The sequence below is a fragment of the Pseudomonas sp. 8(2025) genome, assembly GCF_052665325.1.
Window position 1 is genome coordinate 81,867 of record NZ_JBQOIE010000015.1, and the last position, 20,759, is coordinate 102,625.

Here is a 20,759-nt window from a genome sequence, read left to right on the forward strand (position 1 = left end):
CTGCGGCCCCCACTTCTTGAGCACTCCCCGAATGGAACGGACATCGACCCTGCAATCCCCAGCCCTGGAAAAAACCGCCAGTGGCTGGCTCAACGGCTTTATCGGCGTGCTGATCTTCAGCGGCTCACTGCCGGCCACCCGGGTCGCGGTGCTGGAGTTCGACCCGCTATTCCTCACCGTGGCCCGGGCCACCATCGCCGGGCTCCTGGCGTTGTGCATCCTGCTGCTGTTCAAGCAGCGCCGTCCGAGCCGCGCCCAGCTCCTGCCCCTGACCATCGTTGCCCTGGGCGTGGTGCTGGGCTTTCCGCTGCTCACGGCCCTGGCCCTGCAGTACGTGACCTCGGCCCATTCCATCGTGTTCCTCGGCCTGTTGCCCCTGGCCACCGCGGTGTTCGGCGTGCTGCGCGGCGGCGAGCGGCCGCGCCCTGTGTTCTGGCTGTTCTCGGTGCTCGGCAGCCTGTTGGTGGTGGGCTATGCCCTGTCCCAGGGCCTCACGGCTTCGCCCGAGGGTGACCTGCTCATGCTCCTGGCCGTGCTGGTATGCGGCCTGGGTTATGCCGAAGGCGCCAAGCTGTCGCGCACCCTGGGCGGCTGGCAGGTGATCTCCTGGGCCCTGGTGCTGTCGCTGCCACTGATGGCCGCACTGACCCTGTTCAGCATGCCCGCCTCCTTTAGCGGCATCAGCCTGCCGGCCTGGGTCAGCCTGGGCTACGTATCGCTGTTCAGCATGCTGATCGGTTTTGTCTTCTGGTACCGCGGGCTGGCCCAGGGCGGGATCGCCGCAGTCGGCCAGTTGCAGTTGCTGCAACCCTTTTTCGGCCTGGCCCTGGCCGCCGGCCTGCTCCACGAGCACGTCAGCCTGGGCATGCTCGGGGTCACCGTGGCGGTGATCCTCTGCGTGGTCGGGGCACGAAAGTGTTCCAAATAAGTACAAGGCAGTGGCAGCGCTTGCCGGGCTGCCACTGATTGCGCGGGGATATGAAGCAAGAGCCGCAAAGGGCTCGGGGGTCAGGTCGGAGAGATAGTCGCGAGCGCACCGAGCGCGATGGTCAAGGCTAAAAATCCAAACAAGAAAAACGCCATCTTAGTCATCAGGCCTCCTGAACAGTAGGTATGCGGTGCAGCGGGCCCGGTCTCCAGCCGTAAAGCCGGCCGGGCGCGCCATTTTCAAACCATGGCTGTTCTGATAACAGACGCAGATGCGCAAGAAAAATACGGATCAGATGCGCCGCGCCGCCCTCCGCTACCTGCTTGCTCGCCCTCGCACCACTTGCCCCCGATGCCATGCTGGAAGCAGAAAACCGGAGCACGCCGACGTGCTCCGGTGGCGGGGTTGGCCGATCAGGCCAGTTCTTTACGCAACTGACGGGCAGCGGTGACCATGTGCACCAGGGCTGCTTCGGTTTCCGGCCAGCCGCGGGTCTTCAGGCCGCAGTCCGGGTTGACCCACAGGCGCTCGGCAGGAATGCGCTGGGCGGCCTTGCGCAGCAGGTTGGCCATTTCCGAGGCATCCGGCACCCGTGGCGAGTGGATGTCATAGACGCCCGGACCGATCTCGTTCGGGTAGGCGAAGGCTTTGAAGGCGTCCAGCAGTTCCATGTCCGAACGCGAGGTCTCGATGGTGATGACGTCCGCATCCATGGCGGCGATGGACTCGATCACATCGTTGAATTCGCTGTAGCACATATGGGTGTGGATCTGGGTTTCATCACGCACGCCAGAGGCGCACAGGCGGAACACTTCGGTGGCCCAGTCCAGGTAGTGCTGCCACTGCGCCCGGCGCAGCGGCAAGCCTTCACGGAACGCGGCTTCGTCGATCTGCACGACCCTGATGCCGGCGGCTTCCAGGTCCAGCACTTCGTCGCGGATCGCCAGGGCCAGTTGCCGGGCCTGCACTTCGCGGCTCACATCTTCGCGCGGAAAAGACCACATCAGCATGGTCACCGGGCCGGTGAGCATGCCCTTCATCACCTTGTCGGTCAGGCCCTGGGCGTAGCGGATCCACTCCACGGTCATGGCTTTGGGGCGGCTTAGGTCACCGAAGATCACCGCCGGCTTGACGCACCGGGAACCGTAGCTCTGCACCCAGCCGAAACGAGTGAACACATAGCCGTCCAACTGCTCGGCGAAATACTCGACCATGTCGTTGCGCTCGGCCTCGCCGTGCACCAGCACGTCCAGGCCCAGGCGTTCCTGCACCAGCACCGCGTGGCGGATTTCGCTGTGCATGGCTTCGGTGTATTCGGCCACGCTCAGCTTGCCCTGCTTGAACGACTGGCGTGCCAGGCGGATCGAGGCGGTCTGCGGAAACGAACCGATGGTGGTGGTGGGGAACAGCGGCAGGTCGAGGCCGGCGCGCTGCTTGGCGATACGCTGGGTGAAGGCCGAGCGCCGCTGGCTGTCCTTGGGGGTGATGGCCGCCACCCGAGCCTGTACCGCCGGTTTGTGGATGCGCGGCGAGGCCGCGCGGCTGGCCTGTACGGCGCGGCTCTGCTCCAGGGCCTTGAGCACCGCCTGGGCCTGCGGCTGGTTCACCGCCTGGGCCAGTACCGCCACTTCCTGGCATTTCTGCACGGCGAAGGCCAGCCAGCTCTTGAGCTCGGCGTCCAGCTGGTCTTCACGGCCCAGGTCCACTGGGCTGTGCAACAGCGAGCAGGAAGGCGCCACCCACAGGCGCTCACCCAGGCGCTCATGGGCGTGCTGCAGGGTGGCCAGGGCTTTTTCCAGGTCGCAGCGCCAGACGTTACGGCCATTGACCAGGCCCAGTGACAGCACCTTGTAGGCCGGCAGGCGATCGAGGATGGTCGGGTACTGCTCGGGAGCACGCACCAGGTCGATGTGCAGGCCATCCACCGGCAGGTTCGCGGCCAGGCCGAGATTCTCTTCCAGGCCACCGAAATAGGTCGCCAGGAGTTTTTTCAGCGGCTCGCGCTGGATCTGGTTGTAGGCACGTTCGAACGCGTTTTTCCAATCCTGGGGCAAGTCCAGCACCAGGATCGGCTCGTCGATCTGCACCCACTCCACACCCTGGGCCGCCAGGCGCTGGAAGATCTGGCCGTACAGCGGCAGCAGGCGGTCCAACAGCTCCAGCTTGTCGAACTCGGCGCCCTTGGCCTTGCCCAGCCACAGGTAGGTCAGCGGGCCGATCAGCACCGGCTTGACGGCGTGCCCCAGGGCCCGGGCCTCCTCGACCTCTTCGAAGAGCTGCTCCCAGCCCAGCTGGAATTGCTGGTCGGCGCCGAATTCAGGCACCAGGTAGTGGTAGTTGGTGTCGAACCACTTGGTCATTTCCTGGGCGTGGGCACCGCCGCAGCAGCCGTCGCTGACGCCACGCGCCATGCCGAACAGGGTCTGCAGCGTGGCTGGGCCATGCTGCGGACGGAAACGCTGGGGGATCACGCCGAACATCAGGGAATGGGTCAGAACCTGGTCGTACCAGGCGAAATCGCCCACGGGCAGCAGGTCGATACCGGCGTTTTTCTGCAGCTCCCAGTGAGTCTTGCGCAGATCACGGCCCACGGCGCGCAGGCCGGCTTCGTCGAGTTCGCCCTTCCAGAACGCCTCTTGCGCTTTCTTCAGTTCACGGTCGCGGCCAATGCGCGGAAATCCTAGAGAATGGGCCAAAGCCATGACATGCAACTCCCCTGTGTTTGATGGGAGCCATTGTCGGCACTCGGCACTTGGTGAGACAAACTCATTTTAATCGCGATGATCACAAGTTCCATTCATGATCAAACAGGCAGATCAGACACTGCCGCAGGAGGCCGCGCGCCCTTCAGGCTCCTGCCCGGAGCGGCCCGGGCCAGCTACAGGCCTGCGACCCGGTGCAGATCTGCGCCCCCCTCAGCGGCGAGCCAACTTATACCTCAGGCAATCCTCGTTAAAGCTTTTGCGCAGTGCCTCGGGCTTGATCCGCGAGGGGCTGTCGTAGGTCTGCTCGGTAATGCCCAGGGCCATCATGCGCATCCAGCCCTTGCTGAACTTGTAGGTCTGGATCTTCTGCCGCGCCGCATACAGCGACACCCCGGACAACTTCAATTCCTGGGCCCTGGCGGCAGTGCCCGCCCCCCAGCTGCAGATATATCGGTCATTGGCCGCCAGCTCCCGGGCCTGGGCCGCAGAAGCCCCGCTCAACAGGGCAAACGAAGTCAGCGTAATCAACACATGGCGCATTTTGCGGTCACCTAACCACCTGAAAATAAAGTGATTTTGGCGACACTTCAGACTGCCCTGGGCCAGTACTTTGCCTTCTCGATCAAGGCAATGTGCCTGCCAATGCTGGCCACTCGCGCGGCACAGGCGCACCCGCCGCTGACGCCAGTCGATCAACTGCAACACGCTGAAGCCGGGTTTTTCCGCACCCCGGGTGGGCCCACCGTGGGCCGACTCGATAACCGACGCTAGCCACTGCTGCACGCCCCGGTCCGCCTCCGACGCCCGCCCGCGACTCCAGAACCGCATCGCCACGGCTGCATCGCGCACGGAGGCCGAAACGCCAGTATTCCTACGAGGAATGCACGGATAAAAAACCTGCATTTTATTTATCGACCAGGATCTCCTAGCGTGGGCGCTCCCCCCTTGGAGAGACCGCCGTGACCGCTTCCCGCCCGCGCCTGTACGTCGATGCCCAGTTCACCAGCCCCTATGCCCTGTCCGTGTTCGTGGTGCTGCGGGAAAAGGGTATCGACTTCGACCTGCTGCCCTTGGACCTGGACGCCGCGCAGAACCGCGAGCCGGCCTACACCCGCCTGTCCCTGACCCAGCGCGTGCCGACCCTGGTGCTGGAGGATTTTGCCCTGTCCGAATCCTCGGCCATCGCTGAATACCTGGAACAGCTGTTCCCGCACAACCCGGTCTATCCCCAGGACCTGCGCCAGCGTGCCAAGGCCCGCCAGGTCCAGGCCTGGCTGCGCAGCGATCTGCTGCCGATCCGCCAGGAGCGCACGACCCTGGTGGTGTTCTACGGCTGCAAGGGCGAACCGCTGTCGCCCCAGGCCCAAGCGGCGGCTAACACCCTGGTGGAGGCCGCGCAGGAGCTATTGGCGGATGGCCGCGACTTCCTGTGCGGCCAGTGGTCGATCGCCGATGTCGACCTGGCGCTGATGCTCAACCGGCTGATCCTCAACGGTGACCCGGTGCCGGCGAACCTGGTGGACTATGCCCGGCGCCAGTGGCAACGGCCGGCAGTGCAGGAATGGGTGCAGTTGCCGCGGCCGGCGCTGTAGGGCCTGGAGCGCCGGGTGATGCGGCCATCGGCCGTTGACCTGACGCTGGCCGGGGAGTCTGCGGCTGGCGCGGCTAGGCTTCTTGCGGTTGGCGCAGGTAGGCGAACATGTGCTGGGCATAATCGGCCTTGCCCAGGGGCACACCGTTGTGCCGCAGGATGTTGTAGGCCGTGACCAGGTGGAAATAGAACTGCGGCGTCGCCCAGTTGCGCGCGAACTCCTCGCCGTTCATGTCGAAGGCAATACCGTTGTGCAGCTCGATGGCGATGGCCCGCTGGCCACTGCTGTCGATCAGCTCGCGGTCCGCCGCCGCCAGGAACGCCAGGGTGTCTTCGATCAGTGCCCTGGCCTCGGCCATACCGGCCGGCGCCTGCAATGCAGTCACAGGCTGCCCGCTCAGGCGCTGTACCGCTTCCCGGGCCTGGGTGCAGGCAAAACGCACCTGGGCCGCCAGGTCATACATGTCCGGTGCCAGCCGCGACTGCAACAGCACCTGGGGTTCGAACCCCCGCTCCCGGGCCTGCTCTTCGCCCTTGGCGAGAAAGCCCTCCAGGGCGCGCAGCATCTGGGCAAAACAGGGAACGGTGAGGGTGTAGATCGACATGGGTGTTCCTCGATGAGATCAAGACACAGGGGCCGGGTGCTGCCCGTCGCCCCGCCATAAAAGCCGATGGATCCTAGCAAATGTTCCCCCTCTCTCAAGCCGCGGACAACGCCAGAAAAGTACCCCTGGGCCGATCCGGCTGGTATGGTGCGCCCCTTGAGAAATACACCGCCTGACAGTGAGGAAAATGACCTTGAGCAGTGAAGCAAAAATGACCGGGGACCTGTTCGAAGTCGACAAGCGCCTGGCCCTCAAGCCCATCGTCGATTTCAACAGTTACCTGCGCGCGGCCTTCGCCGATGACCCCTGCTCCTGTGGTCGCTGCGTCGCCAGCCAGGGTGACGAGAGCGGCTACGACTACCAGCACACCTTCAACTTCGCCGGCCGGGTGGCCAACCGGCGCTTCGCCTCCACCGCCGGCAGCGATGTGCTGCAGGCCCTGAAGAAAGCCTGGCTGTCCTTCACCAAGGCCGAGCTGCCGGCGAGCGGCGATCTGGACCTGGCAACGGTCAAGGAATTCGTCGACCCCCAACTGCACAAATTGCTGGTACCGCTGTTCGTCGCCAGCGGCCTGACCCGCGAAGTGGATGGCCAGTTGCAACTGCAGGCGCAAGTGGCGGCTTGAACAGCCGTACCGCCTAAAGCCAGCGCCGCACACGCTGGCGATACGCCGCAAAATCAGCCCCGAACAACTGCCCGAGTGCCCGTTCTTCGGGGTAGATCTGAAAGCGGTTCATGTACAGGACGAACCCCAGCACGCCGAGCAGCACCAGGGGCGAGGCCAGGTACAGCCCCCAGGCCAGCAGCCACAGGGCAAAGCCGACATACATCGGGTTGCGTGTGTACTGGTAGATCCCCGAGGTGACCAGGGCCGAGGCGCTGGCGGGCTTCAGCGGGTTGACCGTGGTCTTGGCCCGGCGAAAGGCAAGCCCTCCGGCCAGGACAAACAGCAGCCCGGCCATCACCAGCGGCAGCGCCAGCAACAGGCGTGTGCCCAAGCCCGGATCCAGGCCCGGCAAGCCGCGCGCAAGCAGCCCCATCAACACGGCGAACAGGACCGCGACAAGGGGGGGTGGAATGCGGTTTTCCAAGGCCTGCATGGTGCCTCTCTCCTCTGCCCGGGTTCAGGTCCGGGGCGTTACAGGTTGTCCGTCACCCGGCACAGCTTGCTGTCTTTCAACGGGGCCGCAGCATATTCCTTCGAGCCAAGCGGCGCCTGCTTGAGCATCACCGCGCACTTGTACATCCCCGAGGCTTCCAGCTGGTAGTCGATGCCTGCCTTGGGCACGAAGCTGAACAGGTTGTAGCACTGGTTGCCCAGGTAGTGGAACGCCATGGGCTGCCCGGCCGGCACCAGCACTTCGGTCCGGGTACCGGGCACTGCGGGAGTCTGCGGCGCCGCCATGCCCAGGCTTTCACCGTTACGGTTGGCGTAGCCGTCCCGGGCAGCCACCACGACCCCGGCACCGGGCAGGCGGAAATCCACGCAGTCGGACCTGGGCACACCGCGCACCATGCCGTCGCTGATCACCCGCAGGCGCACGGTTTCGCCACCCGGCGGCGTGGAATAGGGCGTGGAAAAGGACCGCACATCGGTCAGGGCGCCGCAGCCGGCCAGCGCCAGCAACAGGCCGGCGAGACCCGGCAGGCGCACGCGCCCTATGCAGGTGTTGAGGGGATGAGGCGATTGACTCACTATGTCGCTCCTTGCGGGTCGGGTTCCTGGGCAGCTGCTGCGATCAGCAGCCGGCGTTTTATAAAGGGTTCACCCACTCGCGGCAATGCTGGCCCTGAAACTTCGGAAACCCTGACCATGCAAAACCAGCATCAAGGCAGTTGCCTGTGCGGCGCGGTGACTTACCAGGTGTGCGGCGCGCTGAAAGCCGTCACCCACTGCCATTGCCACAAGTGCCAGAAGGGCCACGGCGCGGCCTTTGCTTCCTACGCCAGTACGCCGCGTGCGAATCTGGAAATCCGCGACCAGAGATCGGCGCTCAAGGTGTACGAATCATCCCCTGGCGTGCTGCGCCAGTTCTGCTGCCACTGCGGCTCTTCGTTGTTCTGGCAGGACACCCAGGGCGAATATCGCCAGTGGATTTCCATCGCCATTGCCACCCTGGACACGCCCTTCGCAGCCCCCAGGCAACAGCATTACTGCGTGGCCATGAAGGCCGACTGGTATGCAATCGCCGATCAGTTCGACCAAGTGCAATAAGCCACGCCGCACCCAGAGGAATGCCCCTGTCATGACCCGGCACTTCAGCTACGTCTGGCTCCTGCCGTTGCTTGAACGCCCCTACGAATCGGTCACGGCCGACCTGCCTGGCGCCCTCGCCGGGCTCAGGATAGAGCCCCCGCCGGGTGAACCGCTGTGCCTGCGCCAGTTGCTGCTGAGCGCCCTGGGGTCCGGCTCCGAACACTGGGAGCACTGTGCTGTGGCATGGCTGGAAGCCGGCTTCCCGCTGGATCGCGAGCTGTGCGTAAGCCTGCTGCACCAGGTCTCGCAAAAAATGTTCAGCCAGCCCATCCGCCATCGGCTGACCACCCTCGGCAAACGCTGGCTGCGCCAGGACGACCAGGCCCGTACCCACGACTCAAACCCACGCCACTAGCGCGCCGCGACGTCCTTGGGTTTGTAGAAGCTGAAGCTGCCGATCTCGGTGGTCTTGATATAGGCCCGGGACCAGTCCGGCGAAACACTGCGGTCGTGAAAGAACAGAGCGCCGCCGGTACGGTCCTTGAGCTGCTGGTTCAGCGCCTTGCGGGCAATTTCCTTGGCGATGGTATAGCGGCCCTCTTCTTCCACCTGGTCGGGCCGACCATCGCACCACCAGGAGAACTGGCAGGGGCTTTTTTCCGAACCCTGCTTGACCACTTCGCACACCGTCCCGGGAAAACCCTCATGGCCCAGGCGGTTCAGAACCACATTGGCCACGGCCTCCATATCGGCGCTTTCACCGCCCTTGGCTTCCCAGTAGATGGTCCGCGACAGGCACGTGATGGCGTCGTCCACCGGGGCCTGGCCGGCCGGGTCCACGGCCTGCACTTCGGTCTTGGTGATGGGTGCGGCCTGGGGCTCGACCTTCGGGCTTTCCTTGTCCGCGGCTTTCTGCTCCAGCGCCTGGGCCTTGTCCTGGGCAGCGGCCTGCACCGCCGGCTGCGGGTCGGCGGCCCAGAGCTGGGCTGCGGGCAACAACAAGGCAAAACACAGGGTCCTGACAATCCAGCGCATGATCGATCCTTCCCGAAAAACCTTTACCCCCTGCCAGCGCCGCCCCTGAACGTACCTGGCGGCAGAGCGGCGCAACCGGTTGCAGCATGGCCGGCACGATGGCGCGTCGAGGGGGAGCGAACGGGTCACCGGGGGCCATGTTGAATCGACCATGGGCCGCGCGAATCATTCCCTGGTGCCGCAAGCCCTGCACAAGGCCCAGGACAAGGCTCCCGTGGAAATTCGCTGGTAATGATAAGAATTCTCATTAGAATGCCCAGCCATTCACGCTGAGCCGTATCAGGTAGTGGGAGCAGTGGGCGATGGAAACCGGAGACGACCAGCAACAACTCAGCGCGCTGTTCATTGCACAGCGCGGGGGGCTGATCCGCATGCTTGCGCGGGTGGTGGGGTGCGCCAACCTGGCCGAGGACCTGGCCCAGGAGACCTACCTGCGGGTGGCCAAGGCGCTCAACGCCCGCCCCATCGAGCACTTGCAGCCGTTCCTCTATCAGACCGCCCAGTACCTGGCCTTCGATCACCTGCGCAGCCAGCGCAGCAAACGCCGCTTCGAGTACCAGCCCACCGACGCCAGCCAGCTCAGCGAAGTGCCCACCGCTGCCCCCGGGCCGGAAAGCCATGTCCAGGGCCAGCAGCAGTTGCACTTGCTGCAACAGGTACTGGCCACCCTGCCCAAGCGCCAGCAACAAATCCTGGTTTTGCATAAACTGCACGATCTTTCGCAAAGCCAGATTGCCCAGCGCTTGCAGGTTTCCCTGAGCACGGTGGAAAAGGACCTGCGCCATGCACTCAATGCCTGCATCAAAGCCACCGACCGGCAGAACCCCGATGACTGAACACCTCAGCGCCCTTCCCGGCGACGCCATTCGCGAGCAAGCGAGCTACTGGTTCACCCAGCGTGAGGCCATGACCCACAACCTGCCGCTGCGCCAGCGCTTTGAACAGTGGCGCAACAGCCATGCGCAGCACGCCGAGGCCTACCGCGCCCTGGAAGACCTGTGGCAGGCCAGCGCCTTCGAACAGGCCCTGGAACAGCTGGCGCTGGGCCTGGACCTGCCGGCCGCGCCGGCCCCCGCCACGCCGCGCAGAAAACGCCACCGCACTCGCTGGCTGGCCGCCGCGGCCACGGTGCTGGTGATGCTCGGTGCCGGCTGGTTCGGCGACCTGCCACTGCGCCTGCAGGCCGATCACCTGAGCGCGGTCGGCGAACTCCAGCGCTTCGACCTGGCCGATGGTTCGCACATCGTGCTGGGCAGCGACAGCGCCATCAGCAGCGACTTCAGCAACGCCCGGCGGCGCATCCAGCTGCTGCGCGGCGAGCTCTATGTCGAGGCCTTCCACGACCCGTCCCGGCCGCTGACCATCGAGGCCGGCAGCGCCACGGTGACCGTGGTCGGCACCCGCTTCAGCGTCAGCCGCCAGGCCGACGGGGTGACCGTGGCCGTACGCGAAGGCCGGGTACGCCTGGCCGACGAAAACGGCCAGCAGAGCCTGCTGCAAGCCGGCAACTGGCAACAGTTGCAGGGCCACCGGTTGCTGCCCCTGAACCCCGAGGGCAGCGAACGGCAACTGGCCTGGATCAACGGCCGCCTGTCCTTCCAGGACGCGCCCCTGGCCCAGGTTCTGCAAGAGCTGCGGCGTTACCATCGCGCACCGATCCTGCTGTTCAACGCCGACGCGGCGCAGCAGAAAGTCAGCGGCAACTACCAGCTCGATGACCCGCAGGCCATTGTCCGGGCCCTGAGCAAAGTCACCGCCACCGAGCTCACCCGCCTGCCGGGCGGCATCCTGGTACTGCGCTGAAACACTGCCCGGGGGGGCTGAAAAAAGTTTTACGGCTTTGCCGAGGCCAACCCGTCAGGGTGTTTGCTTATGCAAATCATTCCTATTTCGTACGGGACTTCCATGCACCTTCCAACACTCACCCCGGCCCGCAGCATCCTCGCGCTGGCCATCTGCCTGGCCTGCAACCCCGTGATGGCGGTCGAGCCCACCACCGCTACCGGCAACCAGGCAACCGCCACCTACAGTTTTGCCATCGCCCGCCAGTCCCTGACCAATGCCCTGGACCAACTGAGTACCCAGAGCGGTTTGCAGATCGCCTACTCCGCGGCACTGGCCCAGGGGATCGAGTCGGCGGGGGTCAGCGGGCGCATGAGCGCGGAACAGGCACTGGGCAAGCTGCTGGCCGGCACCGGCCTGGGTTTTGAACGCAACGGCGCCAACGCGGTGCTGCTGACGCGCCTGCCCCAGAGCAGCCAGGCCGTGGAGCTGGAGGCCACCCAGATCGTCAGCAACCAGTTGGGCACCGTCACCGAAGGCAGCGGCTCCTACACCCCAGGCACCATCGCCACGGCGACCCGCATGGTGCTGACCCCGCGGCAGACCCCGCAGTCGATCACCGTGGTCACCCGGCAGCACATGGAAGATTTCGGCCTCAACAATGTCGACGACGTGATGCGCCACACCCCGGGCATCACCGTCTCGGCCTACGATACCGACCGCACCAACTACTACGCCCGCGGTTTCTCGATCAACAATTTCCAGTACGACGGTATCCCCTCCACCGTGCGCAACGTCGCCTATTCGGCTGGCAACACCCTCAGCGACATGGCCATCTACGACCGGGTGGAAGTGCTCAAGGGTGCCACCGGCCTGCTGACCGGCGCCGGCTCCCTGGGCGCCACCATCAACCTGGTGCGCAAGAAGCCCACCGCCCAGTTCCAGGGCCACGCCTCCCTGGGCATGGGCTCCTGGGACAACTACCGCAGCGAACTGGACGTCAGCGGGCCGCTGACCGAAACCGGCAATGTTCGCGGCCGCGCAGTGGCGGCCTACCAGGACAAGCAGTCGTTCCTCGACCACTATTCGCGCAAGACCTCGACCTACTACGGCATCCTCGAATTCGACCTGTCCCCCGACACCCTGCTGACCGTGGGCGGCGACTACCAGGACAACATCCCCAAGGGCTCCAGCTGGTCCGGCACCTTCCCGTTGATCAACGCCACTGGCGGGCACAACAGCATGTCGCGCTCCTACAACAACGGCGCGACCTGGAGCGGCTGGGAGCAATACACCCGCACCGCTTTTGCCATGCTCGAACACGACCTGGGGGATGGCTGGGTCACCAAGCTGCAACTGGACCACAAGATCAACAGCTACCACGCCGAACTCGGCTCGATCCAGTTCGACGAGCCGCAGACCGATGGCACGGCCAAGGTCAACGCACAGAAGTACACCGGCGACACCACCAGCGATTCCGCCGACCTGTACCTGAGCGGCCCCTTCAATCTGTTCGGCCGCGAGCATGAACTGGTGTTGGGCGGATCCATCGCCAACTCGCGCTGGACCGGCAAGGGCTACTGGTCCCCGGACTTCCCCGGGGGCAAGGGTAACGTGGTGGACTTCTACAACTGGCACGGCAAGATCGAGCGGCCCATCTGGGGGCTGCCGGCCCAGCGCACCGACGACACCGTGCGCCAGACCGGCACCTACATGACCACCCGCCTCAACCTGATGGACGACCTGAACCTGTTTCTGGGCGGGCGCGTGGTCAACTATCACCTCACCGGCCTGACCCCGTCCTACAAGGAAAGCGGACGCTTCGTGCCCTACGTCGGCGCGGTCTACGACCTCGATGACCACTTCTCGATCTACGCCAGCTACACCGATATCTTCATGCCCCAGGAAAGCTGGAACAAGGATAAGGACAGCAAACTGCTCAACCCGGACGAAGGCCAGAACTACGAGCTGGGGCTCAAGGGCGAGTTCTTCGAAGGCCGCCTCAACAGCAGCCTGGCCTACTTCGAAGTGCACGAGACCAACCGCTCGGTGCCGGACGATGCCTACAACAACCAGTCGCCCACCCCCGACAACTACGCGTTCAAGGGCGCCAAGGCCGTGACCAAGGGGTACGAACTGGAGATTTCCGGCGAACTGAGCCCGGGCTGGCAAGTGCAGGCCGGCTACACCCACAAGATCGTGCGTGATGACGAGGGCGACAAGATCTCCACCTTCGAGCCGCAGGACCAGGTCAACCTCTACACCAGCTACAAGCTCAAGGGCGACCTGGACAAGCTGACCGTCGGTGGCGGCCTGCGCTGGCAGAGCGAGGGCTGGTATTCGGTCTACAACGCACCGCGCAAGATCAACGAAGACATTTCCCAGGAGGCCTACTGGCTGGTGGACCTGATGACCCGCTACCAGATCACCCAGAACCTGTCGGCGACCCTCAACGTCAACAACATCTTCGACAAGTCCTACTACACCAACGTCGGTTTCTATAACTCGGCGGCCTACGGCGAACCCCGCAACTTCATGCTCAGCACCCGCTGGGACTTCTGAGCCGGCGGCCCTGCCGGGCCACCCCGCCCGGCAGGGCACCAAGCAGCATCAGTGCCCGTCAGCCAAGCAGGCCCGCCTGCTTGAGCAGGTCCGCCAAGCCCGCGGGAACCAGCGGCGTCTGCTCGGTGAAGCTGGCGCTGCCCTGCCAGCGGGCCACGAAGGGCGCGCCATCGCTTTCCCGGGCATCGAGCTGGGCACGCTGGTAGACACTCGGGTCGTCGAAGCGGGCGTCGTAGACCTGGACGAACTCATGGCCGGGCTTGCCGGCATAGGTGAACAGGCTTTCCAGGGTGCCGATCAGGCGCAGGCTGTTGATCGACAGCCCCAGCTCTTCCTGTATTTCCCGAACGATTGCCTGGGCACTGTGCTCGCCAAAGTCGATGCCGCCACCCAGGGGGCGGAACAGCATCTGTTGCTTGTCGGCATCAAAGAACTGATTGACCAGGATCTTGCCCTGGTGATGGAAGATGCACAGCGCGAGCGCGCGGATGCGGGGTTCAGACATGGGGTGAAGTCCATTTGCCGAGACGAGGCGCGGCATTAGAACACGGCGCCAGGCCCCTCAGCCAACGTAAAAATGCTTCACCGCCAAGGCCGGGACCTCCTCCATCGCCGACCACAGTTGCTCGTCCAGTTTGCCACTGATCAGCTCATGTTCCTCGTCGCTCAGCAGCCCGGGAATGTCCCACAGTTGCTCCAGTTGCGGGTGGCCTTCCAGGTGCGCGATCAGCTGGCGCTGGCGGCTGACCAGGGCCCGAGTGTTGCGCGCGCCGATCGCGGCCAGGGTGCTGAGCGCCAGCTCGCAGGTCTGCTGCCCCCAGTTGCAGAAGAACTGCAGGAAGCCGCCGTTGTAGCCGTCCGCCTCCAGCCGCCACAGCGCGACGATGGCCTGGTCGTCCGCCGGCAGTTGCTGCAGTTGCCAGTCCAGGGCCTTCAGGCGAGCCATGGACTCATCGCACAGGCATTCCCAGATCCAGTCGATGGCGTTGAGACTGAGCACCGGCTCGCCCAGGTGCGGCCAGGACACGGACCAGCCCCGATGTGCGATGGCAAAATCCGCCCGCTGCTCGGGCGTAGCCTCCCGCAGCCGGCTGTAACGGCTCAGGGGCTGGCGCAGCCGCAAGCCGTCGGCCCAACTCAGGCAGAGCATTTCATCCTCGAAGGCGACGTGGGTGATGGGGCTGAGGTTCATCAGGCAGGACCTTTGGGCAATCTAATTCAGTCGTAAGCGGCCGGACGGCGGCGCGGGCCGATGCCGTGGAGCACCGTGAACAGCCCACCGCCCAGCAGCCCCAGCAGCAGGAACGGAAAGATCCCACGGTTGAGCAAGGGGATCCAGTAGTCCAGCCCCGAAGCCCCCTTCAGGGACCCGGCGAACAGCCCCGGGGCGCCGGACAGCAGCCAGATCAGCACGCCACTGAGGCCACCGCCGATCACATAGCGCCAGCCAGTGGCGAGAAAGCGCTCCACCAGCCACAGCACCGGCCAACTGACCAGCATGCTGATCCAGGCACCGATCATGGCCCCCAGCAAGAATACCGGCAGGCTTTCCGCACCCTTGGGATAGAGCGTTACCGCAACGCCCCCCAGGGTCAGCGCCCCCGACAGCGGCACCGCCAGCAGCCGCCGCAAGCCCTGCCCTCGCCCATGGGGCGGCACCGACAGCTGATCAATCCCACGGCTCAGCAGGCTGTACAAGCCAGCCAAGGCCAGCCCGCCCGCCAGCGGCAGCAGCAACAGCTGCATCCATGAAGTACGCACCAGCACCGTGGCCACCAGGCTCAGGATCAGGCTGATCCACAGGTAGCGCGCCCTGGCCTGCGGGCAGCGCCGCTCAGTCCACAGCAACAGGGGAATGCCCAGGACCATGGCGATCACACTGCCAAACAGAAACCCGGAAAACAGCTCCGTGCCATTCCAGCCCTTGATCAGGCCCTTGATCACGGCGTAGACCAGGCCAGCGCACAGGGGCAGTGCAAACAATCGCAGTTCGGCGTTGGGCCGCATGGGGTTCTACCTGGGGTGGCAACGGGTGCCGGGTTGAAGGAAGGAGCGTTTCTACACAAGTGCGGCGGACTAATCCAGTGCCGGAGAAACAATGCAACCTTGAGCCCGGCAATGGCTTATTGCTCAATATCGGGGTATACAACTGGGCGAAAATTCATCCAGACATCCACCGTAAAAGACCACCCACCGCAAGTCGCTGCACTGCTGTCAGAGCAGAACAAGCATTGGCTTACAGGCAGCCGCCGAGTCCTGTTGCAAGCTCAACAGCAGCTCTGCGACCAGGGCGTGCCCAGCACGATCACCTTGGCACCTGAAACAGCCGGCGCCATTCCTCTGGACAGGCCACTCTGCCACGCTGACGCGGTCCTGTCAGCGCTCCGGCGCAGGTTGCAATGACCCAGCGTTGACCGACGCGATACGAAAGGAAACTCGACGTGCTGGCAAGACTGAACGGGCAGGAATTGCATTTCTTTGGCACACCCAAAGCATTCAATGCCATGGCACGAGCCATTCGCAAAGGCCGGCACGGCGACTCTCAATCAATGCCGCTGGAGCAAGAGCAATCCAGTTTCAGCACCTTGTTCCTGAGTTGCTCCGGTCAATCGAGCAGGATCTGGATTGAGCACAGCGAGGTTCATATCCAGTATGCCGAGGCCAGTAAAAACCGACTCTACCCTTGCCTCTCCATGCCCGCTGAAACAGCGCCGGGTGCGCTTTTTTTCATCGACAAGCGGCATCAGGATCACCCACCGCTGCTCACCGACGACTCGCTAAGCCTTGTGCTGCATGTCATCGCGAACGACGCCGATGCTTGAACTGCATCTGCAAGAGTAAACAGGCCCATGAAAATCTACCTCGACGACGAACGCCAAACCCCGCAAGGCTGGGTTCGCGCCTACTGGCCGGACGAAGTGATCGCGCTGCTGAAGGCCGGTGGCGTCGAGGACATCAGCCTCGACCACGACCTCGGAGATGATCAGCGCGGCACCGGTTACGACGTGATCCTGTGGATCGAAGAGGCCGTGGCCCTCAATGGTTATCATCCGCCGCGTATTCACATCCACTCGGCCAATGCCAGCGCCGTGGAAAAGATGCGTGCGGGTGTGCAAGCGATCGATCGGCTCGCCCGCAACAACGGATGCCGCCAATCAACCCATAACGCAGGCATCTGACCCCATGAGCGGCAACCTGTATGGATACATCCATTGCTTTGACCCTTCGCCGGCTGCCGAAGCGCACAATCGTGCGGTACTGCAAAGCCTGCCAGTGACGGGGGCGCAGATCACCCGGGCGCTTTTCAGCGTGCTGCCAAACAGCCGGGGGCACTGCTACTACGGGCATATGATGCACTTCGCCACCTACCCCAAAGGCAGTTACATCTTCGATGATTCGTGGCTGGCCGAGTACGAAGCCCTGCTGGAGCGCCTGTTCTGGGACAACTCGGAGGTGGTGCATACCTACTGCGGCGAACGGCGCACCTGGGACTCCAGTAAAACCCACGGGCTCGAGCAACCGACAGGCTTGAAGATCAGTAACCGGAAGGTCTTCCCCTCCTACCACGACCTGGAGCCCGTCGACGACAGCGATGCGCCGACGCCGGGCAACAGCTGAGCTGCCAGCGCCCGCTTGATATTCGCGCTATGGGCTACGCAGAACCTGCGGCGAGCGGCGCCAGACTGAGCCAGTCGGCCCTCAACAACCCGTACTGCACCAGATCATGATGAGTCCCCAGCCAGTATCCCGCCTGCCGTGAAAGCCCTTCGCGGACAAAGCCCGCCCGCTCCAGCAATCTGAGGGACGCCAGGTTTCGCGGATGCACCTGGGCCTCGATACGGTTGAGCGCCATATGCTCGAAGCCCCAGCCAACCACGGCCTCCAGCGCCTCGGTCATCAGCCCCTGCCCTTGCGCCGCACGCCCCAGCTCGAAACCGACGGCGCAGCTGCGCCACTGCCGGTTCCATTTGAACAGGCCGCAGGTGCCCAACAGGCCGGGTTCGGACTGGCGCTCGATGCACCAGCGAACCCCTGGGTTTGGCAAGGTCCGCCAACTGGAGAACTGCGCCAGCAGTTGCTCGGCCTGCGGGTAGTCGGTGATGGGGTCGGTGCCGAACCACTGCATGGCATCGGCGTCGCTGTGGATCGCGAACAATGCCGGGACATCGGCCGGGCACAGTTCCCTGAGGATCAGGCGCGGGGTGCGGATAACGGGAAAGTCGCTCATGGGGATACCGCCCTAGCCTGCCAGCTGCTTGCGCAGGATCTGCGCATACTCGTCCTTGATCTGCTCAAAACCGTACTTGTGCTCCAGGCGCTTGACGGTGAAGTGCCCACGGGCCATGTCCTGGTAGAAGTCGGTGAACAGCGCATTGATGGTGGCGCCGGTAAAGGCGCCGATCACCGGCACCGCCTGGGCCGCGAACTTGCTGGAGATGGTCACGCCGTAACGGCTGGCGACTTTCTCGATCAGCAGTGCCAGCCACTTGCCCACCTGCCCCGGCGACAAGCTGCCCACCGCCCCGGCACCGCGCTTGGCGGCAATGGCCGCCAGCTCCTTGGACAGTTGCTGCATGGCCTGGGTGGTGAAGCTGCGGGTGATGTAGTAGCCGGTTTCCGTGGCGTCGTCGGCCTGGCTGTTGCCGCCCATGGCGAACACTTCGATGCAGGCCTGCTTGGTGGCAAAATCCGCCAGATCGAAGCCTTCGCTGCGGGCCACATCGGCCACCGAGCGCATCATGATGGTGGTGGAAATGGGCAACTCGACAAACAGCGCGGCAAAACCGAAGGCCCCGCCCACAGCGCCGGAAGTGGCCGCGTACATCTTGTGCAGCAAGGTCGATGCCGGCTTTTTGGGCGCGTTGTCCAGGCTCCACAGCGCCGCATCGGCGGAGCTGTGCAGGGCCGCCACCACCGCGCCGTTGATCTTTTTCGCCACCACCACCGGCAGCGCCTTGACCGCACTTTCGATGGGCGAACCCAGCAGCCCGGACAGGCGCGCCGTCAGTGAAGGCGACTCCAGCAAGCCGACGGCGCGCTTGAGGTCCTGGTAATCCGCGGGATGGTCTTTGATGCTCACAGGCGTCTCCATGGGTGGCTGTTCACTGCCTCGGGAAAGAATAAACCCTTGCCTGGCAGCGTCGTGGCTCAATTGCGCGTCCGGCGATAGGCAGGACTAAGGCTTGGCTGGCTCCAACAGCAGGTCCGCAGCCAGCGTCGGGTATTGGACCTTCATCCGCTCCAGGCATTGCAGCAGCAGTTGCGCGTCCCGGGGCAGGCGCCGGGACAATGCTGGCAAGCCGCTGATATGCAACTGTTCGGGCATTTCCACCAGCCCGGTAATGGCGTCCCAGAAGGCGTCCCAGTTACAGCCGTACCAATGGGGAAAACCCAGGGCATCGCGCAGCACCAGGTGCAGTTCAGCGGTGCTCGTCACCTGGCTCAGGTCGATGTGTTGCAGGGGCAGGCGGCTCATTCGTCATTCCTTGGGGTGATGGCTTGAAGGGGCTTTCGCTGGCTGGCCACAAGGGCTTCAGGCCAGCGGCTGGACACCCGGCTGGCGCTGCAACTGCTCCCAGCCCAGCTTGCAAAAGCTCTCCAGCAGCTTGGCCAGATGCGAACTGGCGGTCTGCGGTGACATCCCCGCCGCTTCGGCCAGGGCACTGGCGGACAGCGAGCTGCCATCGGACAGGATGATGAGCATGCCCCCCGCACCGGCTCGGCGAAGGTTTCGCCGCACACTTCGATCCAGCCCGAAGCATTGTGTGCAAAAAGGTTCGTATAGTCGCACCGCACTGCGGCAAAGGAAATACGCCCCCATGGACCTCGAGCACCGCCTGCGACGCCAGGTACTGATCGCCCCCTGCCGGAGCTATGGGGTGGTGATCCTCGACACCTCGATCGTCAATGTCGCCCTAGAATCCATCGCCCGGGACCGGGATGCCGGCATCACGGCCCTGCAATGAGTCATCAATGCCTACCCCCTGAGCTTCGCCAGCCTGCTGCTCACCGGCGGCCTGCCGGGGGAGCGGTTTGGCGCCCAGGCACGACAAAGCCGCCGTCGCCGGCCAGGCGACAGCGGCGGCTGCCTCACCCCTTACAGGTGCTGCTGGAAGAACGGCACCAATTGCGCCATGGCCAGCGCCACCGTTTCGGCGCGGTCGTACAGGTCGTAGTGGGACCCGCCCTCAGCGACCACCAGATGCTTGTCCCGGGAGGCCGCGCGGCCATGGATTTCCAGGCCGTCGCGGTAGGCACCGAAGCCGCCGGGCTTGTCGCCGACCACCACCATCAGTGGCTGGGTCAGCAGCACCTCGGCCTGCAGGAAGGCATCCCAGCCAAAGGCCGCGCTATTGAAGGAAAACAGACCGCTGGTGGCGCCGTTTGGCTGCTGGCCTCGGGCGGTCTTGTAGTACTCGGTGGCTTCCAGTACGTCGATGTCGCTGATGCCGTTCTGCTGCGCCTCGGCTACCGATGCTGGCAGGTAGTCGATCACATGACGCGCCTCGCCCCGGGCCTCGGCGGTGCGCTGCTTCGCCATGGCGTGCAAGGCGCTGACCGGATCGAAGTTGCTGAAACCTTCGCGGATCAGGCGGCCGAAGTTGACCCCGGTAATGGAGGCCAGGGCCTTGATCCGGTAGTCGGTCATTGCCGCCTGGATGGTGTAGCCACCGCCACCGCAGACACCGATGGCACCGATGCGCTCGGGGTCGACATAAGGCAGGGTCACCAGGTAGTCGATGGCGAAACGGATGTCCGACACGCGAGTGGCCGGGTCTTCGATAAAGCGTGGCTGGCCGCCGCTGGCGCCCTGGAAGCTGGCGTCGAAGGCGATGACCACAAACCCGGCCCGGGCCAGCCCGGCGGCGTAGATGTTGCCGGAGGTCTGCTCCTTGCAACTGCCGATGGGATGGGTGCTGACGATGGCCGGGTAGCGCTTGCCCGGGTCGAAATCCGCCGGCAGATAGATGTCCGCGGCGTTGTCCCAGCCGAAGTTGGGGAAGCTGACGTGTTCGATGCTGTTGCTCATGACCGTACTCCTTGAGCCGCCCTGGGCAGGCTCGTCTGGATCGATAGGCGGACCGCTCGCTCCCGTGTGCGGGAGTGCGGAGTCGGGCGTTACCGAAAGCGCCCGGGACACGGCAGGCCTTGGGGCTGCTGCGTCGTCGGGCACCAGTATAGAAATGGCTCGCGGCGAAACCTTGCCTATTCTGACGGCAAGTTTGCCTGTTTTGCGGATTCTGCCGGCTCACCCCGAAGGCTGTTTCGCTGCAACACAAACAGCTAGAAACACGCCTATCCGTGGCGGATCGAATGGTTAGGCGCCCAGAGCCGCGCCACAGCCTGTTTGCCT

General features: G+C 64.4%; 26 protein-coding genes. 12 read left to right on the top strand and 14 right to left on the bottom strand.

The features are described from left to right. Window positions 1-31 precede the first annotated feature (31 nt). Window positions 32-928, top strand: a complete 897-nt coding sequence (locus ACUXVH_RS25155) for a DMT family transporter (protein WP_015635166.1) — start codon at window positions 32-34, stop codon at window positions 926-928. 413 nt (window positions 929-1,341) lie between these two features. Here ACUXVH_RS25155 and metE read toward each other — a convergent pair whose 3' ends face one another. Both metE and ACUXVH_RS25165 read right to left on the bottom strand, forming a co-directional pair. Beyond that, the gene (gene metE, locus ACUXVH_RS25160) at window positions 1,342-3,630 is read right to left on the bottom strand and encodes a 5-methyltetrahydropteroyltriglutamate--homocysteine S-methyltransferase (protein ID WP_065363718.1); all 2,289 of its coding nucleotides are present in this window, start codon (window positions 3,628-3,630) and stop codon (window positions 1,342-1,344) included. Window positions 3,631-3,843: 213 nt separating this feature from the next. After that, complete coding sequence (locus ACUXVH_RS25165) at window positions 3,844-4,173, bottom strand: hypothetical protein (protein ID WP_065364708.1); 330 nt, start codon at window positions 4,171-4,173, stop codon at window positions 3,844-3,846. A 419-nt stretch (window positions 4,174-4,592) separates the two neighbouring features. Between ACUXVH_RS25165 and yfcF the strand changes: the two genes are divergently transcribed. Further along, the gene (gene yfcF, locus ACUXVH_RS25170) at window positions 4,593-5,225 is read left to right on the top strand and encodes a glutathione transferase (RefSeq protein WP_065363717.1); all 633 of its coding nucleotides are present in this window, start codon (window positions 4,593-4,595) and stop codon (window positions 5,223-5,225) included. 73 nt (window positions 5,226-5,298) lie between these two features. Here yfcF and ACUXVH_RS25175 read toward each other — a convergent pair whose 3' ends face one another. Then, the gene (locus ACUXVH_RS25175; protein ID WP_015635162.1) at window positions 5,299-5,829 is read right to left on the bottom strand and encodes a DUF1993 domain-containing protein; all 531 of its coding nucleotides are present in this window, start codon (window positions 5,827-5,829) and stop codon (window positions 5,299-5,301) included. 187 nt (window positions 5,830-6,016) lie between these two features. Between ACUXVH_RS25175 and ACUXVH_RS25180 the strand changes: the two genes are divergently transcribed. Then, window positions 6,017-6,454 carry a hypothetical protein gene (locus ACUXVH_RS25180; RefSeq protein ID WP_065363716.1) on the top strand — a complete coding sequence of 146 codons (438 nt, stop codon included), beginning with the start codon at window positions 6,017-6,019 and terminating at the stop codon, window positions 6,452-6,454. Window positions 6,455-6,467: 13 nt separating this feature from the next. Here ACUXVH_RS25180 and ACUXVH_RS25185 read toward each other — a convergent pair whose 3' ends face one another. Together ACUXVH_RS25185 and ACUXVH_RS25190 are read right to left on the bottom strand one after the other, a co-directional pair. Further along, window positions 6,468-6,929: a methyltransferase family protein gene (locus tag ACUXVH_RS25185; RefSeq protein ID WP_011060697.1), complete on the bottom strand. Its 462-nt coding sequence runs from the start codon at window positions 6,927-6,929 to the stop codon at window positions 6,468-6,470. A gap of 38 nt (window positions 6,930-6,967) precedes the next feature. Beyond that, complete coding sequence (locus tag ACUXVH_RS25190) at window positions 6,968-7,525, bottom strand: hypothetical protein (RefSeq protein WP_065363715.1); 558 nt, start codon at window positions 7,523-7,525, stop codon at window positions 6,968-6,970. Window positions 7,526-7,642: 117 nt separating this feature from the next. Between ACUXVH_RS25190 and ACUXVH_RS25195 the strand changes: the two genes are divergently transcribed. Then, window positions 7,643-8,044, top strand: a complete 402-nt coding sequence (locus ACUXVH_RS25195) for a GFA family protein (RefSeq protein ID WP_065363714.1) — start codon at window positions 7,643-7,645, stop codon at window positions 8,042-8,044. Window positions 8,045-8,075: 31 nt separating this feature from the next. Next, window positions 8,076-8,441, top strand: coding sequence for a hypothetical protein (locus tag ACUXVH_RS25200; RefSeq protein WP_445496197.1), 366 nt, complete (start codon window positions 8,076-8,078; stop codon window positions 8,439-8,441). On the opposite strand, the gene ACUXVH_RS25205 is transcribed toward ACUXVH_RS25200, so the two are convergent. Then, window positions 8,438-9,061, bottom strand: coding sequence for a cell wall hydrolase (locus tag ACUXVH_RS25205; protein ID WP_065363712.1), 624 nt, complete (start codon window positions 9,059-9,061; stop codon window positions 8,438-8,440). The genes ACUXVH_RS25200 and ACUXVH_RS25205 overlap by 4 nt on opposite strands. Window positions 9,062-9,363: 302 nt before the next feature. On the opposite strand from ACUXVH_RS25205, the gene ACUXVH_RS25210 reads away from it, so the two are divergent. The 3 genes from ACUXVH_RS25210 (at window position 9,364) to ACUXVH_RS25220 (ending at window position 13,405) form a co-directional block, all read left to right on the top strand. Then, complete coding sequence (locus ACUXVH_RS25210) at window positions 9,364-9,897, top strand: RNA polymerase sigma factor (protein ID WP_011060692.1); 534 nt, start codon at window positions 9,364-9,366, stop codon at window positions 9,895-9,897. Then, a complete protein-coding gene (locus ACUXVH_RS25215) occupies window positions 9,890-10,864 on the top strand; it encodes a FecR family protein (protein ID WP_065363711.1) in 975 nt (324 codons plus the stop codon). Before ACUXVH_RS25210 ends, ACUXVH_RS25215 begins: the two co-directional genes overlap by 8 nt. Before the next feature lie 69 nt (window positions 10,865-10,933). Beyond that, window positions 10,934-13,405: a TonB-dependent siderophore receptor gene (locus ACUXVH_RS25220; RefSeq protein ID WP_065363710.1), complete on the top strand. Its 2,472-nt coding sequence runs from the start codon at window positions 10,934-10,936 to the stop codon at window positions 13,403-13,405. Window positions 13,406-13,463: 58 nt separating this feature from the next. Here ACUXVH_RS25220 and ACUXVH_RS25225 read toward each other — a convergent pair whose 3' ends face one another. From ACUXVH_RS25225 to ACUXVH_RS25235, 3 genes are read right to left on the bottom strand one after another with little or no spacing between them, the layout of a single operon-like run. Continuing rightward, window positions 13,464-13,910, bottom strand: coding sequence for an NUDIX hydrolase (locus ACUXVH_RS25225; RefSeq protein ID WP_169893659.1), 447 nt, complete (start codon window positions 13,908-13,910; stop codon window positions 13,464-13,466). A gap of 57 nt (window positions 13,911-13,967) precedes the next feature. Next, window positions 13,968-14,597 carry a DMP19 family protein gene (locus ACUXVH_RS25230; protein WP_065363709.1) on the bottom strand — a complete coding sequence of 210 codons (630 nt, stop codon included), beginning with the start codon at window positions 14,595-14,597 and terminating at the stop codon, window positions 13,968-13,970. A gap of 26 nt (window positions 14,598-14,623) precedes the next feature. Continuing rightward, on the bottom strand, window positions 14,624-15,412 hold the full coding sequence (locus tag ACUXVH_RS25235; RefSeq protein ID WP_015635152.1) for a hypothetical protein: 789 nt from the start codon (window positions 15,410-15,412) through the stop codon (window positions 14,624-14,626). Window positions 15,413-15,846: 434 nt separating this feature from the next. Here ACUXVH_RS25235 and ACUXVH_RS25240 point away from each other — a divergent pair, with 434 nt between their 5' ends. The 3 genes from ACUXVH_RS25240 to ACUXVH_RS25250 are packed head-to-tail and all read left to right on the top strand — an operon-like array spanning window position 15,847 to window position 17,023. Beyond that, window positions 15,847-16,227 (top strand): hypothetical protein, encoded by a 381-nt coding sequence (locus ACUXVH_RS25240; RefSeq protein ID WP_065363708.1) that lies wholly within the window; start codon window positions 15,847-15,849, stop codon window positions 16,225-16,227. Between the two features lie 27 nt (window positions 16,228-16,254). Next, the gene (locus ACUXVH_RS25245; RefSeq protein ID WP_065363707.1) at window positions 16,255-16,584 is read left to right on the top strand and encodes a cyclic-phosphate processing receiver domain-containing protein; all 330 of its coding nucleotides are present in this window, start codon (window positions 16,255-16,257) and stop codon (window positions 16,582-16,584) included. A 4-nt stretch (window positions 16,585-16,588) separates the two neighbouring features. Further along, window positions 16,589-17,023, top strand: coding sequence for a hypothetical protein (locus ACUXVH_RS25250; protein ID WP_053157744.1), 435 nt, complete (start codon window positions 16,589-16,591; stop codon window positions 17,021-17,023). Window positions 17,024-17,057: 34 nt separating this feature from the next. Here the strand turns inward: ACUXVH_RS25250 and ACUXVH_RS25255 are convergent, their stop codons facing one another. The 4 genes from ACUXVH_RS25255 to ACUXVH_RS25270 all read right to left on the bottom strand — a co-directional run bounded on the left by ACUXVH_RS25255 (window position 17,058) and on the right by ACUXVH_RS25270 (window position 19,109). Further along, window positions 17,058-17,633, bottom strand: coding sequence for a GNAT family N-acetyltransferase (locus ACUXVH_RS25255; protein WP_065363706.1), 576 nt, complete (start codon window positions 17,631-17,633; stop codon window positions 17,058-17,060). 12 nt (window positions 17,634-17,645) lie between these two features. After that, window positions 17,646-18,497, bottom strand: a complete 852-nt coding sequence (locus tag ACUXVH_RS25260) for an EcsC family protein (RefSeq protein WP_065363705.1) — start codon at window positions 18,495-18,497, stop codon at window positions 17,646-17,648. A gap of 84 nt (window positions 18,498-18,581) precedes the next feature. Next, entirely contained in the window at window positions 18,582-18,881 is a 300-nt protein-coding gene (locus ACUXVH_RS25265; protein ID WP_015635147.1) for a barstar family protein, read from the bottom strand. A 57-nt stretch (window positions 18,882-18,938) separates the two neighbouring features. Then, window positions 18,939-19,109, bottom strand: a complete 171-nt coding sequence (locus ACUXVH_RS25270) for a winged helix-turn-helix transcriptional regulator (RefSeq protein ID WP_019095004.1) — start codon at window positions 19,107-19,109, stop codon at window positions 18,939-18,941. Window positions 19,110-19,224: 115 nt separating this feature from the next. On the opposite strand from ACUXVH_RS25270, the gene ACUXVH_RS25275 reads away from it, so the two are divergent. Further along, window positions 19,225-19,371 (top strand): hypothetical protein, encoded by a 147-nt coding sequence (locus ACUXVH_RS25275; protein ID WP_019095005.1) that lies wholly within the window; start codon window positions 19,225-19,227, stop codon window positions 19,369-19,371. 131 nt (window positions 19,372-19,502) lie between these two features. On the opposite strand, the gene ACUXVH_RS25280 is transcribed toward ACUXVH_RS25275, so the two are convergent. Then, window positions 19,503-20,435 (bottom strand): alpha/beta hydrolase, encoded by a 933-nt coding sequence (locus tag ACUXVH_RS25280; protein WP_065363703.1) that lies wholly within the window; start codon window positions 20,433-20,435, stop codon window positions 19,503-19,505. Between the last annotated feature and the right edge of the window lie 324 nt (window positions 20,436-20,759).

Bases quoted from the DNA above. Each gene is read 5' to 3' on its own strand.
- ACUXVH_RS25155 (WP_015635166.1), top strand. From the start codon at position 32: ATGGAACGGACATCGACCCTGCAATCCCCAGCCCTGGAAAAAACCGCC.
- metE (WP_065363718.1), bottom strand. From the start codon at position 3,630: ATGGCTTTGGCCCATTCTCTAGGATTTCCGCGCATTGGCCGCGACCGT.
- ACUXVH_RS25165 (WP_065364708.1), bottom strand. From the start codon at position 4,173: ATGCGCCATGTGTTGATTACGCTGACTTCGTTTGCCCTGTTGAGCGGG.
- ACUXVH_RS25175 (WP_015635162.1), bottom strand. From the start codon at position 5,829: ATGTCGATCTACACCCTCACCGTTCCCTGTTTTGCCCAGATGCTGCGC.
- ACUXVH_RS25180 (WP_065363716.1), top strand. From the start codon at position 6,017: ATGACCTTGAGCAGTGAAGCAAAAATGACCGGGGACCTGTTCGAAGTC.
- ACUXVH_RS25185 (WP_011060697.1), bottom strand. From the start codon at position 6,929: ATGCAGGCCTTGGAAAACCGCATTCCACCCCCCCTTGTCGCGGTCCTG.
- ACUXVH_RS25195 (WP_065363714.1), top strand. From the start codon at position 7,643: ATGCAAAACCAGCATCAAGGCAGTTGCCTGTGCGGCGCGGTGACTTAC.
- ACUXVH_RS25200 (WP_445496197.1), top strand. From the start codon at position 8,076: ATGACCCGGCACTTCAGCTACGTCTGGCTCCTGCCGTTGCTTGAACGC.
- ACUXVH_RS25205 (WP_065363712.1), bottom strand. From the start codon at position 9,061: ATGCGCTGGATTGTCAGGACCCTGTGTTTTGCCTTGTTGTTGCCCGCA.
- ACUXVH_RS25210 (WP_011060692.1), top strand. From the start codon at position 9,364: ATGGAAACCGGAGACGACCAGCAACAACTCAGCGCGCTGTTCATTGCA.
- ACUXVH_RS25215 (WP_065363711.1), top strand. From the start codon at position 9,890: ATGACTGAACACCTCAGCGCCCTTCCCGGCGACGCCATTCGCGAGCAA.
- ACUXVH_RS25220 (WP_065363710.1), top strand. From the start codon at position 10,934: ATGCAAATCATTCCTATTTCGTACGGGACTTCCATGCACCTTCCAACA.
- ACUXVH_RS25225 (WP_169893659.1), bottom strand. From the start codon at position 13,910: ATGTCTGAACCCCGCATCCGCGCGCTCGCGCTGTGCATCTTCCATCAC.
- ACUXVH_RS25230 (WP_065363709.1), bottom strand. From the start codon at position 14,597: ATGAACCTCAGCCCCATCACCCACGTCGCCTTCGAGGATGAAATGCTC.
- ACUXVH_RS25235 (WP_015635152.1), bottom strand. From the start codon at position 15,412: ATGCGGCCCAACGCCGAACTGCGATTGTTTGCACTGCCCCTGTGCGCT.
- ACUXVH_RS25245 (WP_065363707.1), top strand. From the start codon at position 16,255: ATGAAAATCTACCTCGACGACGAACGCCAAACCCCGCAAGGCTGGGTT.
- ACUXVH_RS25250 (WP_053157744.1), top strand. From the start codon at position 16,589: ATGAGCGGCAACCTGTATGGATACATCCATTGCTTTGACCCTTCGCCG.
- ACUXVH_RS25255 (WP_065363706.1), bottom strand. From the start codon at position 17,633: ATGAGCGACTTTCCCGTTATCCGCACCCCGCGCCTGATCCTCAGGGAA.
- ACUXVH_RS25260 (WP_065363705.1), bottom strand. From the start codon at position 18,497: ATGGAGACGCCTGTGAGCATCAAAGACCATCCCGCGGATTACCAGGAC.
- ACUXVH_RS25265 (WP_015635147.1), bottom strand. From the start codon at position 18,881: ATGAGCCGCCTGCCCCTGCAACACATCGACCTGAGCCAGGTGACGAGC.
- ACUXVH_RS25270 (WP_019095004.1), bottom strand. From the start codon at position 19,109: ATGCTCATCATCCTGTCCGATGGCAGCTCGCTGTCCGCCAGTGCCCTG.
- ACUXVH_RS25275 (WP_019095005.1), top strand. From the start codon at position 19,225: ATGGACCTCGAGCACCGCCTGCGACGCCAGGTACTGATCGCCCCCTGC.
- ACUXVH_RS25280 (WP_065363703.1), bottom strand. From the start codon at position 20,435: ATGAGCAACAGCATCGAACACGTCAGCTTCCCCAACTTCGGCTGGGAC.